The sequence below is a fragment of the Hyalangium versicolor genome, from assembly GCF_020103695.1.
Lineage (GTDB): Bacteria > Myxococcota > Myxococcia > Myxococcales > Myxococcaceae > Hyalangium > Hyalangium versicolor.
This window is the reverse complement of the sequence record NZ_JAHXBF010000006.1, coordinates 445,107-459,408: the sequence shown is the minus strand read 5'-3', so window position 1 is coordinate 459,408 and position 14,302 is coordinate 445,107. Positions and strand designations below refer to the sequence as shown.

Annotated in this window: 13 protein-coding genes; 9 read left to right on the top strand and 4 right to left on the bottom strand. The window is 67.7% G+C overall.

Annotated elements, in window-relative coordinates:
* Window positions 1-19: 19 nt before the first annotated feature.
* Window positions 20-505 (bottom strand): DUF2721 domain-containing protein, encoded by a 486-nt coding sequence (locus KY501_RS15625; protein WP_224363800.1) that lies wholly within the window; start codon window positions 503-505, stop codon window positions 20-22.
* A gap of 110 nt (window positions 506-615) precedes the next feature.
* On the opposite strand from KY501_RS15625, the gene KY501_RS15620 reads away from it, so the two are divergent.
* The 8 genes from KY501_RS15620 (at window position 616) to ureG (ending at window position 9,186) form a co-directional block, all read left to right on the top strand.
* On the top strand, window positions 616-1,119 hold the full coding sequence (locus KY501_RS15620) for a helix-turn-helix domain-containing protein (protein WP_224363798.1): 504 nt from the start codon (window positions 616-618) through the stop codon (window positions 1,117-1,119).
* A 7-nt stretch (window positions 1,120-1,126) separates the two neighbouring features.
* Window positions 1,127-3,757 carry a VIT domain-containing protein gene (locus KY501_RS15615; protein ID WP_224363796.1) on the top strand — a complete coding sequence of 877 codons (2,631 nt, stop codon included), beginning with the start codon at window positions 1,127-1,129 and terminating at the stop codon, window positions 3,755-3,757.
* A gap of 64 nt (window positions 3,758-3,821) precedes the next feature.
* The gene (locus tag KY501_RS15610; RefSeq protein WP_224363794.1) at window positions 3,822-4,448 is read left to right on the top strand and encodes a phospholipid scramblase-related protein; all 627 of its coding nucleotides are present in this window, start codon (window positions 3,822-3,824) and stop codon (window positions 4,446-4,448) included.
* Between the two features lie 8 nt (window positions 4,449-4,456).
* The gene (locus tag KY501_RS15605; RefSeq protein ID WP_224363792.1) at window positions 4,457-5,299 is read left to right on the top strand and encodes an urease accessory protein UreD; all 843 of its coding nucleotides are present in this window, start codon (window positions 4,457-4,459) and stop codon (window positions 5,297-5,299) included.
* Window positions 5,300-5,353: 54 nt separating this feature from the next.
* On the top strand, window positions 5,354-6,028 hold the full coding sequence (gene ureA, locus KY501_RS15600; protein WP_224363791.1) for an urease subunit gamma: 675 nt from the start codon (window positions 5,354-5,356) through the stop codon (window positions 6,026-6,028).
* On the top strand, window positions 6,025-7,740 hold the full coding sequence (ureC, locus tag KY501_RS15595; protein ID WP_224363790.1) for an urease subunit alpha: 1,716 nt from the start codon (window positions 6,025-6,027) through the stop codon (window positions 7,738-7,740). The genes ureA and ureC overlap by 4 nt, the downstream gene beginning before the upstream one ends.
* A gap of 10 nt (window positions 7,741-7,750) precedes the next feature.
* Window positions 7,751-8,416, top strand: a complete 666-nt coding sequence (locus tag KY501_RS15590) for an urease accessory protein UreF (RefSeq protein ID WP_224363789.1) — start codon at window positions 7,751-7,753, stop codon at window positions 8,414-8,416.
* A gap of 8 nt (window positions 8,417-8,424) precedes the next feature.
* Window positions 8,425-9,186 carry an urease accessory protein UreG gene (gene ureG, locus KY501_RS15585; protein WP_224363788.1) on the top strand — a complete coding sequence of 254 codons (762 nt, stop codon included), beginning with the start codon at window positions 8,425-8,427 and terminating at the stop codon, window positions 9,184-9,186.
* A 12-nt stretch (window positions 9,187-9,198) separates the two neighbouring features.
* Here ureG and KY501_RS15580 read toward each other — a convergent pair whose 3' ends face one another.
* Window positions 9,199-9,777 (bottom strand): Uma2 family endonuclease, encoded by a 579-nt coding sequence (locus KY501_RS15580; protein WP_224363787.1) that lies wholly within the window; start codon window positions 9,775-9,777, stop codon window positions 9,199-9,201.
* 80 nt (window positions 9,778-9,857) lie between these two features.
* Window positions 9,858-10,160, bottom strand: a complete 303-nt coding sequence (locus tag KY501_RS15575) for a YkvA family protein (RefSeq protein WP_224363786.1) — start codon at window positions 10,158-10,160, stop codon at window positions 9,858-9,860.
* A gap of 244 nt (window positions 10,161-10,404) precedes the next feature.
* Between KY501_RS15575 and KY501_RS15570 the strand changes: the two genes are divergently transcribed.
* On the top strand, window positions 10,405-11,322 hold the full coding sequence (locus KY501_RS15570) for a CHAD domain-containing protein (RefSeq protein WP_224363785.1): 918 nt from the start codon (window positions 10,405-10,407) through the stop codon (window positions 11,320-11,322).
* Window positions 11,323-11,382: 60 nt separating this feature from the next.
* Here the strand turns inward: KY501_RS15570 and gyrA are convergent, their stop codons facing one another.
* The gene (gene gyrA, locus KY501_RS15565) at window positions 11,383-14,157 is read right to left on the bottom strand and encodes a DNA gyrase subunit A (RefSeq protein WP_224363784.1); all 2,775 of its coding nucleotides are present in this window, start codon (window positions 14,155-14,157) and stop codon (window positions 11,383-11,385) included.
* Between the last annotated feature and the right edge of the window lie 145 nt (window positions 14,158-14,302).

Sequence of the window (14,302 nt, the reverse complement as noted above, 5' to 3'; positions counted from 1 at the left end):
CACTCGAGCCGTCCCCTGTTCATGACTTGGGGGACGCAGGTGGCTCCTCGAACAGTTCCCGCTTCTCCAGCAGGATGGCCCTTCGGCTCAGCCGCAGCGAGGCCAGCGTGTAGAGGGCGATACCTCCCGCCAACACCACCCCCAGGGAGAAGGACACCACGGGCGCCTCCTCCGGCACGCTGAAGCGCCGCTGCGCCAGGTACAGCAACGACGTCACCACGAAGGACAGCAGCGCCGCGTAGTCCAGGATCAACGCTCTCGCCAGCAGCGCATGTCGCCGGTCGAGCACGGCCACCTCCTCGCGCAGCACCGCCCGCCGTGCGTGTCCCTCCGGCAGCGCGCGCCACTCGCGCACCATCTCTCGCACCCGCATGCTCACCCGGGCCGCCTGGTTGTCCAACCCCAACGCCAACATGCCGCACCCGGACACCATCACCGCCGGCGTCACCGCCGCGCCGATGAGCCGCAACGAGGAGACCTCCAGCATCCCTGCGCCTGCATCCATGGTTGCCTCTCTCCCACCTCGTCCCCCTCACCGCAAGCAAACCCGCCAGTGGCAAGATTTCGCCCACTGTCATCTTGACAGTCGAAGTGTCGAGTCTTACTGTTCGTCTCGTGAGCCCGAGGAAGACACAAACCGAGTGGAAGTTGGCCGAGCTGGCCGCCGAGGTCGGCGTCTCGCCGCGCACGGTGCGCTACTACGTGCAGCGAGGCCTGCTCCCCGCCCCGCCCTTCAAGGGTCCAGACACCGTGTATGGCGAGGAGCACCTGCGCCGGCTCAAAGCCATCCGCGTGCTGCAGGCGCGCTTCCTCCCGTTGGATGCCATCCAGGTGGAGCTGGCGCGGCTGAGCCCGGACGAGCTGCGCGCGCTGGCGGAGTCCGAGCTGCCCACGGACACCCTGCCGCCTCCTCCGCCCGCGGCGCCGGAACCTCTCAAGGCCTCCGAGGTGTCCACGGCAGGGGCGGTCTCGACAGTCAGGCAGGTGCCCGTGGCAGGTTATCGCCGGTGGGAACTGGCACCGGGCCTGGAGCTGCACCTCGCGGACACAGCGGATGACAAGACCCGGGCGCTCGCCGAGCGCGTGCGCGCCCTCATCGAGCAGTCGGAAGAAAGGTAGAAGCCAGATGACAACCGAGCAGTCAAACCAGAGGACGCAGTGCGGGCTGTTCACCAAGGACGGCGCGCAGATTCCCCTCCAGGGTGTGGAAGTCACGGGTGAGCTGCTCGGCGGCCATGCGCGCGTGCGCGTGAGCCAGCGCTACCGCAACTCCGAGCGCCGCCCCGTCGAGGCCATCTATGTGTTTCCGCTCCCCTCGGACGGGACGCTCATTGGCTTCTCCATGGAGTGCAACGGCCGGAAGGTGCAGGGTGTGGTGAAGGAGCGCGAGAAGGCCTTCGCGGACTACGACGACGCCATTGTCGCCGGCCACGGCGCCGCTCTGCTGGACCAGGAACGCCCCAACGTCTTCACCGCGCAGGTGGGCAACCTGCTGCCCGACGAGGAGACGCTGGTCGAGGTCGAGTTCCTCCAGGCCATCCAAGTGGAGGAAGGCAGCGTGCGGTGGATGCTGCCCACGCTGGTGGCCCCGCGCTACATCCCCGGCAATGTGCAGGGCAATCGGACCGGGCATGGTACCGCCAGCCCCACGAACCAGGTGCCGGACGCCGACCGCATCACCCCGCCGATCGGCCAGGTGGCATACGGCCTGAAGATGGACCTGCTGGTGGACCTGGGCCGCCCCGTGGTGGTGGAGAGCCCCTCGCACGCGCTCACGCTGGAGAAGGACGGCCAGAAGGTGCGCGTGAAGTTCGCCAAGGGCGAGGTCGCGCTGGACCGTGACTTCGTCCTCACCGTGCGCAGCGAGGACACGAGCACCTCGCTCACCACGCTCGTGACCCACCGCCAGGGCGAGAACCCGGGCACCTTTGCGCTCACCGTGGTGCCGGACCTGCTCGGCATGGCCACCGGCGCGAAGCGGCAAGAAGTGGTGTTCGTGGTGGACACCTCCGGATCCATGGAGGGCGAGAGCCTGCCGCAAGCCCAGGGTGCGCTCCGGCTGTGCCTGCGCCACCTGCGCGAGGGAGATCGCTTCAACATCATCGCTTTCGATAGCAGCTACCGGACGTTCTCTCCCGAGCCGGTCGTCTTCACGCAAAAGACGCTCGAGCAGGCTGACCGGTGGGTGGCCGCGCTGCGGGCCGACGGAGGCACCGAGCTGCTCCAGCCCATGCAAGCCGCCGTGCAGGGTGTGCCGGACGGCGTGGTGGTGCTGCTCACCGACGGGCAGGTGGGTAACGAGGAGCAGATCCTCAAAGCGGTGCTCGGGGCCCGGAAGACGACGCGCGTGTACTCGTTCGGCATCGGCACCAACGTGAGCGACGTGCTGCTGCGAGACATGGCGAAGCAAACGGGCGGCGCGGTGGAGTTCATCCACCCGGGCGAGCGCATCGACGACAAGGTGGTGGCCCAGTTCTCCCGCGCGCTTGCCCCACGCGTCACGGACCTGAAGGTCTCCTTCGAGGGCGTGGAGTGCACTGACCTCGCACCCGAGAAGGACTCCGTGCCGCCGCTGGTGGACGCCGTGCCATGGACGCTGTTTGGCCGCTACCCCGCCGCGGGCCGAGGCAAGGTGACGCTCCAGGGGCACTCGGGACAAGAGCCCTTCTCGCTCACCCTTCCCGTGGAGTTCCCCGCCGCCTCGGATCGCCCTGTGGTGGAGAAGCTCTGGGCCGCCGAGCAGATCCGCACGTGGGAGTCCGCGAGGCTCGAGGGCCGCCGCGCGGAGCGGATGAAGGAGCGCATCATCCAGCTCGCCGTGGCGCACCAGATCGTCACCCAGTACACCTCGTTTGTCGTGGTGGAGGAGCGCACCGCGGAGCGCCGGGCCTCGGGCCAGCCAGAGACGCGCGTCGTCCCTGTCAACGCTCCCGCCGGCTGGGGGATGTTCGGCACGGACAAGAAGGAAGCGGAGCAGGCCGTCGACGGGGGTGTCTTCAAGAACTCGAGCGGCGGGAAGCAGCGGAAGCGGGCCACCACCGGCTCCTTCGCCTCCATCGGAGGCATGGCGCCCGGTGCTCCGCCTCCGGCCCCTGCGCGCCCGGCTGCCCCGGCTCCCATGGCCGCGGCGCCCGCTGCGATGCCGGTGGCCGCGATGCCTGCCGAAGCCCGCGAGTCCAGCAAGGCAGACGTGGCGCGTTCGGCTGCAAAGCCCAAAGGCAGCCTCCTGCAGGGGCTCATGGACACCCTCTCCCTGAACAGGAGCGCGCCCTCCATGCAGAGAGCCCCCGAGCCCATCATGGACGTGGATGACGACGCGTTCGCACCCGCGGACATGGAGGAAGAAGCCCAGGCCGAGGAGAAACCGGCCCATGGCACGGGCGTCACCGCGCTCCTGTCCCGCCAACTCGCCAGCGGCCTGTGGGAGGGCACGGGCACCGGTCCGGAGCCAGTTCGCCAGGCCCGCGCCACCGCGCTCGCGCTGCTGGAGCTGCTGCGCCAGGGCATCACCAGCAACCACCCGCTGCACGGCGCCCAGGTGAAGAAGGCGGTGGAGGCGCTGCTCTCGCTCGCGTCGGGTCTCACCGGCGTGCCCGAGGTGGCGGAGCTGGCCCTGGGCGTGGCGTGGCTCGTGGCAGCGGGGCCTCGCACGCGGGGGAAGATTGCCCAGGCGGCCCAGCCCCTGGCGGGGCTCAGCGCCTGCATCGGCGATGAGGCGAAGCTGCGCCAGCACGTGGACACGCTGGCCACCCGGTGAAGCTTCTGTGACGACAGGGGCCTCGGGGCGCTAGGGTGCACCCAACCCGCGTCCCGAGGCCGCCATGCGCTCCGACTCCTCCGCCATCACCCTGTTCCAACGCCACAGCATGCTGCGCGTGCGTCAGAAGAAGGAATGGGGGGAGATCCTCACCGGCTTCGAGATGCGCAACAAATACCAGGTGGTGGGAGACGACGAGCAGCCGCTGTTCTTCGTGGGCGAGGTGGATGGCGGCCTGGGCGGGCTTTTGGCGCGTCTCTTCCTCAAGGCCCAGCGCCCCTTCACCCTGGAGCTGAAGACACCCGACGGCGCCACCCTGCTGCGGCTCAAGCGGCCCTGGCGCTGGTGGTTCGCCCACCTGGACATCGAGGACGGAGCCGGCCAGCACCTGGGCAGCATCCAGCAGCGCTTCGCCTTCTTCGAGCGGCTCTATGAGGTGCATGGTCCCTCGGGCGAGGTACTCGCCACCCTGCGCGGGCCGTTCTTCAAGCCGTGGACGTTCCTCGTCGAGCTGCAAGGGCGCGAGGTGGGGAAGATCCAGAAGCAGTGGAGCGGATTCGGCAAGGAGCTGTTCACCGCGGCCGACAACTTCGGCGTCTCCTTTGGAGACATCCAGGATTCCCGGCTGCGCACCCTGGTGGTGGGCGCTACGTTCCTCATCGACTTCGTCCACTTCGAGAAGCGCGATTGAGCAGCGCCTTGGCGGCACTTGCGTTCAAGGATGCACCGGATGCACCGGAGCACGCTCCGGGCAGAGGGGTGCTCGCGCTGGAGCGTGGGCCTCGGGGAACGGTCGTTCGTGCCGCACGCGCCAACAGCCCTCTCAAGATGCTGCTGCCGCGCAACCACGGCCGGGGCGCCTGGGCCTACCTGGCCAGCTTTGGCGGAGGGCTCGTGGATGGAGATTCCATTCACGTCGAGGTGGATGTCGGCGCCGGCGCCACCGGCCTGCTCTCCACCCAGTCCGCCACCAAGGTGTATCGCTCGCCGCGAGGCTGCCGGCAGGAACTCCACGCCCGCGTGGGTGAGGGGGGATTGCTCGTCCTGCTGCCCGATCCCGTGGCCTGCTTCACGGGTGCTCGCTACACGCAGGAGACCACGGTCACGCTCGAGCCTCGGGCCTCGCTCGTCCTGCTGGACGCCTTCACCTGCGGGCGCGCCGCGAGAGGCGAGCGCTGGGCCTTCGAGCACTACCTGAGCCGCACGCACATCCAACGCGCGGGCGCGCCCCTCTTCCTGGACGCCATCCGCCTCACCTCCGAGGAAGGTCCCCTGCCGGCACGCATGGGCCGCTTCGAGGCCCTGGCCATGCTCGCCGTCTTCGGCCCGGAAGTGGCTCCCCTGCGCGAAGCCCTCCTGCGCCCCTTGGAGCCCCTGCGGCGGCGGGCTCCTGTCATCGAGACGGCCAGCCCTCTCGGGGACGACGGCGCCCTGCTGCGCGTGGCCGCCACCTCAGTCGAGGAAGCCATGTCCGCCGTACGGGCCCGGCTCAAGCCCCTGCCCCAGGTGCTCGGCGACGATCCTCTTGCAAGGAAATGGTGACTCAGCTGACGCGGTGCAGCATCATGGCCTCCAGTTGTCACTGAGAGGATCCCCATGCACCTGGTCCCGCGCGAGTTGGACAAGCTCACGCTCCACGCCGCAGGTTTCCTGGCCCAGAAGCGACTGGCTCGAGGCCTTCGGCTGAACTACCCCGAGGCCGTCGCACTCCTCTCCACCCAATTGCTCGAGCTCATCCGAGACGGGCGCCGCGTCTCCGAGTTGATGGACCTGGGACGGCGGATGCTCGGCCGGGCGCAAGTGCTGCCGGGCGTGGCGGAGATGCTCCACGAAGTGCAGGTGGAGGGCACCTTCCCGGATGGAACAAAGCTCGTCACCGTCCACCACCCCATCTCGCTCGAGCAGGGAGACCTGACGCTGGCGCTCTACGGCAGCTTCCTACCCGTGCCCGCCGCCTCGGCCTTCGCCGCGCCCACCGAGTCCGCGCCGCCTCCGGGCGAGGTGCTCACCCAGGCCGGAGAGATTGCGCTCAACCCGGGCCGCCCGCGCCTCTCGCTGGCGGTGGAGAACCGCGGCGATCGCCCCATCCAGGTGGGCAGCCACTATCCCTTCGAGCACACCAACCGCGCGCTCGAGTTCGACCGTGCGAAGGCGGTGGGCATGCGGCTGGACATCCCTTCGGGCACGGCGGTCCGCTTCGAGCCCGGAGACAAGAAGACCGTGACGCTCGTTCCCGTCGCTCCGACGCAGCAGGCAGGAGGCACTCCATGAGCCGCACCCTCGATCGCCGCCACTACGCGGACATGTACGGGCCTACCACGGGGGACCGGGTGCGCCTGGGAGACACGGGCCTCATCGCCGAGGTGGAGCGGGACTTCACCTCCTATGGAGACGAGTGCAAGTTCGGCGGCGGCAAGGTGCTGCGCGACCGGCAGGGGCAGATGGAGGGCATCGGGGACGGAGAGGCGCTCGACTGCGTGCTCACCAACGCGCTCATCGTCGACTACACGGGCATCTACAAGGCGGACATCGGCATCAAGCACGGGCGCATCGTCGGCATCGGCAAGGCGGGCAACCCACGCATCATGCCGGGCGTGACGCCGGGGATGCTCGTGGGCGTCACCACCGAGGTCATCTCCGCCGAGGGCCACATCGTCACGGCGGGAGGTATCGACGCGCACATCCACTACATCTGTCCGCAGCAGGCCTTCGAGGCGATTGCGTCGGGTGTCACCACCTTCCTGGGCGGAGGTACGGGCCCGGCCACGGGCACCAACGCCACCACGTGTACACCGGGCGCGAAGAACATCGAGTTGATGCTGCAGGCCACGGACACGCTGCCGCTGAACATCGGGCTGACGGGCAAGGGCAACACGTCGCACCCGGCGGGCCTGGTGGACCAGATTCGCGCGGGCGCGGCGGGCCTCAAGCTGCACGAGGACTGGGGCACCACGCCGCCATCCATCGACTGCTGCCTGGGCGTGGCCGAGGACGAGGACATCCAGGTCACCATCCACACGGACACGCTGAACGAGTCGGGCTTCGTGGATGATTCGATCGCCTCGTTCAAGGGGCGGACGATCCACACGTACCACTCGGAGGGCGCGGGCGGAGGCCACGCTCCGGACATCATCCGCGTGTGCGGCGAGCCCAACGTCATCCCCAGCTCGACGAACCCGACGCGTCCCTACACGGTGAACACGCTGGATGAGCACCTGGACATGCTCATGGTCTGCCACCACCTGGACCGGGGCATCCCCGAGGACGTGGCCTTCGCCGAGAGCCGCATCCGCGGAGAGACGATCGCCGCGGAGGACATCCTCCACGACCTGGGAGCCATCAGCATCATCTCCAGCGACAGCCAGGCCATGGGGCGCGTGGGCGAGGTCATCACCCGCACGTGGCAGACGGCGCACAAGATGCGCGACCAGCGGGGGCGGCTGAAGGACGAGCGGGGTGACAACGACAACCTGCGCATCCGCCGCTACGTGGCCAAGTACACGATCAACCCGGCCATCGCGCACGGCTTCAGCCACGAGGTGGGCTCGGTGGAGGTGGGGAAGCTGGCGGACCTGGTGCTGTGGAAGCCGGCGTTCTTCGGGGCTCGGCCGGAACTGGTGGTGAAGGGAGGCTTCATCGCCTGGGCGCAGATGGGAGACGCCAACGCTTCCATCCCCACGCCGCAGCCGCTGCAGATGCGGCCCATGTTCGGCGCGTTCGGCCGGGCGACGGGATCCACCAGCGTGGCCTTCGTGTCGCGGCGCTCGCTGGAGGAGGGGCGGGTGAACGCGCTGGGGCTGAACAAGCGGCTGGTCGCGGTGCGCAACTGCCGTGGAATCGGCAAGAAGGACATGAAGCTGAACGACGCGCTCCCGCGCATCACCGTGGATCCGGAGAGCTACGAGGTGCGCGCCGACGGCGAGCTGCTGCGGTGCGAGCCGGCCACCACCGTTCCCCTGGCCCGTCTGTTCAGCCTGTTCTGAGCTCGAGCCGATGACGAACCGCTGGCGCGTGCTGCAGCTCGCTGACTCGGCCTTTCCGACCGGAGGTTTCTCGCACTCCTCCGGGCTGGAGGCCGCTGCTCAACAGGGCGAGGTGTCTGATGCGCCGGCACTGCGCACCTTCATCGAAGGAGTGCTGTGGCAGGCCGGCCATGGGGCCCTGCCCTTCCTGCGCGCCGCATATGCGCCGGGAGCCGAGCCGACGAAGCTGGATGCTGTGTGCGAGGCCTTCCTGTCCAACCACGTGGCCAACCGGACCAGCCGCACCCAGGGACGAACGCTGGTGGCCACGACGGCGCGCATCTTCCCCGATGAGGAGCTCCAGCGGCTCCATGCGGCGATCCGCGCTCGCACCCTGGTGGCCCACTACGCCCCCATGTTCGGCTTCACGCTCCGGGTTCTCGAAGTACCCCTGGAGCAGACGCAGGAGCTGTTCCTGCACCTGGCACTGCGCGGAGTGGCCTCGGCGGCGGTCCGCCTGGGGCTGCTCGGTCCGCACGAGGCGCAGCGGCTCCAGCACGAGCTGGCCGGGGTACAGAGCACCATCCTCGAGCGCTGTAGCTCGCTCTCCCTGAACGAGCTGGCCCAACCGGCGCCGCTCATCGACCTGTTCGGCGCCACCCACGATCGACTCTATTCCCGCCTCTTCCAGTCCTGAGGAGCACCATGCACGACCACGACCACGACCATGACCACGATCACGGGCATGCGCATGATCACGATCATGACCATGACCACGGGCATACCCACGAGCACTGGTCGGGCCCCGGCCTGTTCCGGGAGCGAGAGCCCCGCCTGCCTCGCGACTACCATCAGCGGTCATTCACGGTCGGCATCGGCGGGCCGGTGGGGAGCGGGAAGACGGCGCTCGTGCTGGCGCTCTGCCGGGCGATGCGGGACAAGTATTCGCTGGGCGTGGTGACGAATGACATCTTCACGAAGGAGGATGCGGAGTTCCTCCACCGCAACAAGGCGCTGCCGACCGAGCGCATCCGCGCGGTGGAAACGGGAGGCTGTCCGCACGCGGCGATCCGCGAGGACATCAGCCACAACCTCGACGCGCTCGAGGGGCTGATGCACGACGTGAAGCCGGAGCTGCTCATCGTCGAGAGCGGCGGCGACAACCTGGCCGCGCAGTACAGCCGGGAGTTGGTGGACTACACCATCTACGTGATCGACGTAGCGGGCGGGGACAAGGTGCCTCGCAAGGGCGGCCCTGGCATCACCCAGTCGGACCTGCTGGTCATCAACAAGAAGGATCTGGCGCCGCACGTGGGCGCGGACCTGGGCGTGATGGATCGCGACGCGCGGAAGATGCGAGGCGATGGCCCCTTCCTCTTCACGCAGGTGAACAAGGACGTCGGCGTGCCCGAGGTCGTCGAGCACATCGTCGCAGCGTGGCGCGAGGCGACCCACAAGGCGGCGTAGGCGTCGACAGGCTCAGCCGAAGATCCGCAGCAGCGGCAGGGAGACGCCCGGCAGCGCCCGGCACTCGAGCACTTCCCCACCGGAGCGCACTTCCCGGCTCCGGTAACGACCCTGAGTCGCATCAGGGTCCCGGTACACCTCGATGCTCTTCCGCCCCACGTCTACGAGCCAGTACTCTGGAATGGACGCGCGAGCGTAAAGGCGGGCCTTCACCTCGCGATCTCGCGCGAGCGAGGCATTTGCCACCTCCACCACCAAGAGTGCGTGAGACGGGTGCTCGGCCGAGCCCTCGGCACCTGCTGGTACGACGGCAAGATCTGGCTCGGGTTCACTCTGCTCATCCAACGTGAGCGGCAATTGGGGCCGAACATCGAAAGACTCTCCCAGGCTCAGCACCAAGAGACGAGTCAACCGGACGATGACCCCTGCGTGCGCCTTGCCCTGTGGAGACATCTCGACAATGACCCCCTCGAGTAGCTCGACATGGTCGTCCTCATCGAGGATGCCGGTCTCCAGCATCCGATGGTAGGCATCCACCGTGAAGCGGTGCGGCGTCCCGAGTGACGCCAGGGGTGCTTCGACCTCGACCATGAGAGGCTCCTCGTTGCCTCCAAGATAGCTACCTCGTTGGCGGCACGTCCACCGCGCCCTGCCCTCGCAGCAGAGCCCCGTCAGAGGGAATCGCGCACTGGCGGCAGACGCGAGCGCCCATCCATGTCGTGCGGCACTCCGGTAGGCGTCACCTCGGGCCGGTACGCCTGAACCTGGCGCACCATCCAGAAGGCCGCGGCGGACAGGACGCCGAGATCGTCCAACCAACCCAGGACGGGAATGACGTCCGGGATCGCATCCACCGGAGACACGAAGTAGATGACCGCCAGCAGCCCGGCGAGCTTCTTCCACAGGGGGACACGACCGTCTCTCAGGTACCGGAAGAACCGGGACCCCATTCCGCGAAGACCCGAAGCGTTCATGTCTCCTCCTACGTATAGGGGACCGGGTTCATTGCACCCCGGCACTCCACGCCCGGCCCCTCGCTGAGCGGCCGACAGTCCACTCCATTGCCCCACAACCCGGCAGTCCCAAGGGCCACCCAACGCCAAGTATCTCATCATCCCTTCGCGCCTGCTCCTCCGGACGCTTGAAGTTCCGCATGGGAGCACCCACGCTCGGAATCGAACAGCTACACCGCTCCGGTGTGGAGGGGGTTCAACGTTCGTGGCGTCCGCCTCCAAGAAGCTCGCTCACAAGTCTGCGGTGAAGGGAGCACGGAAGCTCATGCTCCAGCACCTGGAGGAGGCCGTGGCTGCCGTCGAGCGCCTGCCCGACTCCGAGGACACAGAGGCACTGCATGATCTCCGCGTCGCCCTGCGCCACCTGCGCACGTACCTGACCACCTACAGCAAGCTCTTCTCCGAAGCCGTACCCGCTCGGAGCCTCGAAGCCCTGAAAGAGCTCACCCGCCTCACCAACCCGGCACGCGACGCCGAGGTCCAGGCGGGCTGGATCGCTGAGCACTCCCCAAGCCGCCAGTCCTCCTCTAGCCCCGCAGCCCGTCTCCACTCCCGGCTCACCGAGCACCACGCAGAGCTGTTGCGAGTGATCCGCGAGCGATTCACCCGTGACTTTCCCCGACTCGCCAGACGCCTGCGTCGGCAACTTCACCGCGCTGAGGACGAGGACGCGCGCACCTTCGGGAAGTACTCCTCGAAGCAGGTGCTGCGCCGAGGCCGGCGTCTCCGCGAGCGGCTGGACCGCATCGAAGGAATGGCCGACATCGAGGGCTGCCACAAGGCTCGCATCGCTGCCAAACGCGTGCGCTACCTGCTGGAACCCTTCGATTCCCTCGAAAGCGCGGAGGAGCTGATCGACCAGCTCAAGGAACTCCAGGACACGCTGGGGGAACTGCACGATCTGCACGTGCTGATGGAGACGATGTCCAGCGCGACTGAGAACACCCAAGCCCCGAAGGGGCGACGCCAACGTTCGGAACTGGCTTCCCTCGCCTCTACCGCACGCCAACGAATGACCCGGATCTACGCACAGGTAGAGAAGCGCTGGCTGAATGACACGAAAGCCAGCCTCGACGAAGCGCTGGCTCGGGCCGCATCCAAGATCCGCAAAGCCGGACGGTGAGGCCGCTGAAGCAGCTCCCACCCCTCTGCCAGACACAGAGGGGCGAGGGTTCCACCGGGCTCAGCTCTCTTCAGGAGAGCCGCTGTCCGTGTCCGTGTCCGTGCTGCCCTCTGTGGACTCAGAACTCTCGGTGTCGGAAGGCGACGGCTCGGCCTCGGATGACTCGGTGCCCTGCGTCTCACCCGAGCCTGAGCCAGTGTCCTCCTCGGACTCGGTCGACTCCGGCAGCTTGGAGATGCCCGTCACCTTCTCCGTGCCGTTCTCCAGCGCGATCAGCCGCACGCCCTGCGTGTTGCGGCCGATGACGGAGATCTCCTTCGCCTTCATGCGGATGAGCATCCCGCCGTTGGTGACGAGCATCACCTCGTCCCCATCCTTCACCTGCACCAAACCCACCACCTTGCCGTTCCGCTCGGTGGTCTTGATGTCGATGATGCCCTTGCCGCCGCGGCCCTGGCTCCGGTACTCGGCCTCCTCGGTGCGCTTGCCGTAGCCGTTCTCCGTCACCGTCAGGATCGTGGTTCCCTTCTCCACCACGTCCGCGCCCACCACCTCGTCGCCCTCCTCCAGCGTGATGCCCTTCACGCCGTAGGCCTGCCGCCCCATGGAGCGGACCTCCTCCTCCGGGAAGCGGATGCTCATGCCCTGAGCCGTCGACAGGAGGATGTCCTTGCTCCCATCAGTGATCTTCACCGCCACCAGCTCATCTCCATCGTCAATGCCCAGCGCGATCAGACCGCTGGCTCGCACGTTGGAGAACGCACTCAGGTCCGTGCGCTTCACCACGCCGCGCTTGGTCACGAAGAAGACGTACCGGTTCTCCGGGAAGTCCCGCGTCACCAGCACCTGCGCCAGCTTCTCACCCTCGCCAAACTGCACCAGGTTCACGATGGCCTTGCCTCGCGAGGTGCGGCTCGCCTGCGGAATCTGGTGCACCTTCAACGAGTACAGCTTGCCCTTCGTCGTGATGGGCATCAGGTACGCGTGCGTGCTCGCCACGAACAGGTCCGTGACGAAATCGTCTTCCTTCGTCGTGGCGCCCGTCTTGCCTCGGCCGCCGCGCTTCTGCGCCCGGTACTCGCTCAGCGGCGAGCGCTTCACGTAGCCCGTGTGAGACAGCGTGACGACCATGTCCTCTTCGGCGATCAGGTCCTCGCTGGTGATCTCGGACACCTCGCCGGTGATCTCCGTGCGGCGCTTGTCGCTGTAGCGCGCGCGAATGTCCTGCAGCTCCGTCTTGATGACGTTGAGCAGGCTGCGCTCGTTGGACAGGATGTCCCGCAGCCGGACGATGTCCCGCACCAGCGCGATCAGCTCCTTGAACAGCTCCTCGCGCTGCAGACCCGTGAGGCGCTGCAACCGCATCTCGAGGATGTTCTGCGCCTGATCCTCGCTGAAGCCCGCGCCCTCGTACTTGTGCTCCAACCCACCGTAGCTGGGCTCCTCGGCGCGCGCGCGGCTGACCAGCAGCTCCATCTGCGCCTTGGCCTGCGCGTAGTCGATGCGCTGCAGGTTGCGGAAGTTCGGGTTCTCGTACAGCGCCGGCGACAGGATGTGCATCAACCCCCACCGCGCCTCGTCCGGATCCTTCGAGGCCCGGATCAGGCTCACCACCAGGTCGATGAGGTCCTGCGCCACCAGCAAGCCTTCGACGATGTGCAGGCGAGCCAGCGCCTTCTTCAGCTCGTAGCGGCTGCGGCGGGTGACGACATCGCGGCGGTGCGCGATGAACCGGTCCAGCAGCTCCTTGAGCGTGAGCGTGCGTGGCTGCCCACCGTCGATGGCCAGCATCACCGCGCCGAACGTCGTCTCCAGCGGAGTGGTGGCGTACAGGTTGTTGAGCACCACCCCGGAGATGGCATCGCGCTTGAGCTCGACGACGATGCGCATGCCCTGCCGGTCGCTCTCGTCGCGGATGTCGCTGATGCCCTCCAGCTTCTTCTCGCGCACCAGGTCGGCGATCTTCTCGATGAGCCGCGCCTTGTTCACCTGGTAGGGGATCTCCGTGATGATGATGGCCTCACGGTCTCCCTTCTTGCTCTCCTCGATCTCCGTCTTGCCCCGCAGGGTGATCTGCCCGCGGCCCGTGGTGTAGGCGCGGAGGATGCCCTCGCGGCCGGTGATCATGCCCGCGGTGGGGAAGTCCGGCCCCGGGATGAACTTCATCAGGTCCTGGACGGTGGACTCTGGATGGTCGATGAGGTGCAGCGTGCCGTCGATCACCTCGCCCATGTTGTGGGGCGGGATGTTCGTCGTCATGCCCACGGCGATGCCGCTGCTGCCGTTCACCAGGAGGTTGGGGAACTTCGAGGGCATCACGAGCGGCTCGGTCAGCGAGTCGTCGTAGTTGGGCCCGAAGTCCACCGTCTCCTTGTCGATGTCCGCCAGCAGCTCCTCGGCCAGGCGGTCCATGCGCACTTCCGTGTAACGCATGGCCGCGGGCGAGTCGCCGTCGACACTGCCGAAGTTGCCCTGCCCGTCCACCAGCAGGTAGCGCAGGCTCCACTCCTGGGCCAGGCGCACCATGGCGTCGTACACCGCGCTGTCACCGTGCGGGTGGTACTTACCAATCACGTCACCCACCACGCGGGCGCTCTTCTTGTACGCGCGGTTGTGGGTGTTCCCCAACTCGTGCATCGCGTAGAGGACCCGGCGATGCACGGGCTTCAAGCCGTCACGCACGTCGGGCAGCGCGCGCCCGATGATGACGGACATGGAGTAGTCGAGATACGAGCGGCGCATCTCGTCTTCGATGTTGACGGGGATCAACTCCCCAACGCCGCCCGGAGGGGGCGCGGGGGGCGTTGCCGGCTTGTCAGTGGTGTCGTCGGCCATGGGCTTTGAACGCTCTGGAAGGTAGGGGCGGGGCCGCTAGAAGGAGGGCCTCCGCGCTGCGTGGGAGCGTTCGTAACCCTCGGATCTTCCTGCGTCAACAGGGGAAACGGGGGGGTGTTGGCAGGTCCGCCCGGCCGGTGTGGGA

Coding starts and splice junctions, on each gene's coding strand:
- KY501_RS15610 (WP_224363794.1), top strand. CDS start 3,822: ATGCGCTCCGACTCCTCCGCCATCACCCTGTTCCAACGCCACAGCATG.
- ureC (WP_224363790.1), top strand. CDS start 6,025: ATGAGCCGCACCCTCGATCGCCGCCACTACGCGGACATGTACGGGCCT.
- KY501_RS15625 (WP_224363800.1), bottom strand. CDS start 505: ATGGATGCAGGCGCAGGGATGCTGGAGGTCTCCTCGTTGCGGCTCATC.
- ureA (WP_224363791.1), top strand. CDS start 5,354: ATGCACCTGGTCCCGCGCGAGTTGGACAAGCTCACGCTCCACGCCGCA.
- KY501_RS15580 (WP_224363787.1), bottom strand. CDS start 9,777: ATGGTCGAGGTCGAAGCACCCCTGGCGTCACTCGGGACGCCGCACCGC.
- gyrA (WP_224363784.1), bottom strand. CDS start 14,157: ATGGCCGACGACACCACTGACAAGCCGGCAACGCCCCCCGCGCCCCCT.
- KY501_RS15575 (WP_224363786.1), bottom strand. CDS start 10,160: ATGAACGCTTCGGGTCTTCGCGGAATGGGGTCCCGGTTCTTCCGGTAC.
- ureG (WP_224363788.1), top strand. CDS start 8,425: ATGCACGACCACGACCACGACCATGACCACGATCACGGGCATGCGCAT.
- KY501_RS15590 (WP_224363789.1), top strand. CDS start 7,751: ATGACGAACCGCTGGCGCGTGCTGCAGCTCGCTGACTCGGCCTTTCCG.
- KY501_RS15615 (WP_224363796.1), top strand. CDS start 1,127: ATGACAACCGAGCAGTCAAACCAGAGGACGCAGTGCGGGCTGTTCACC.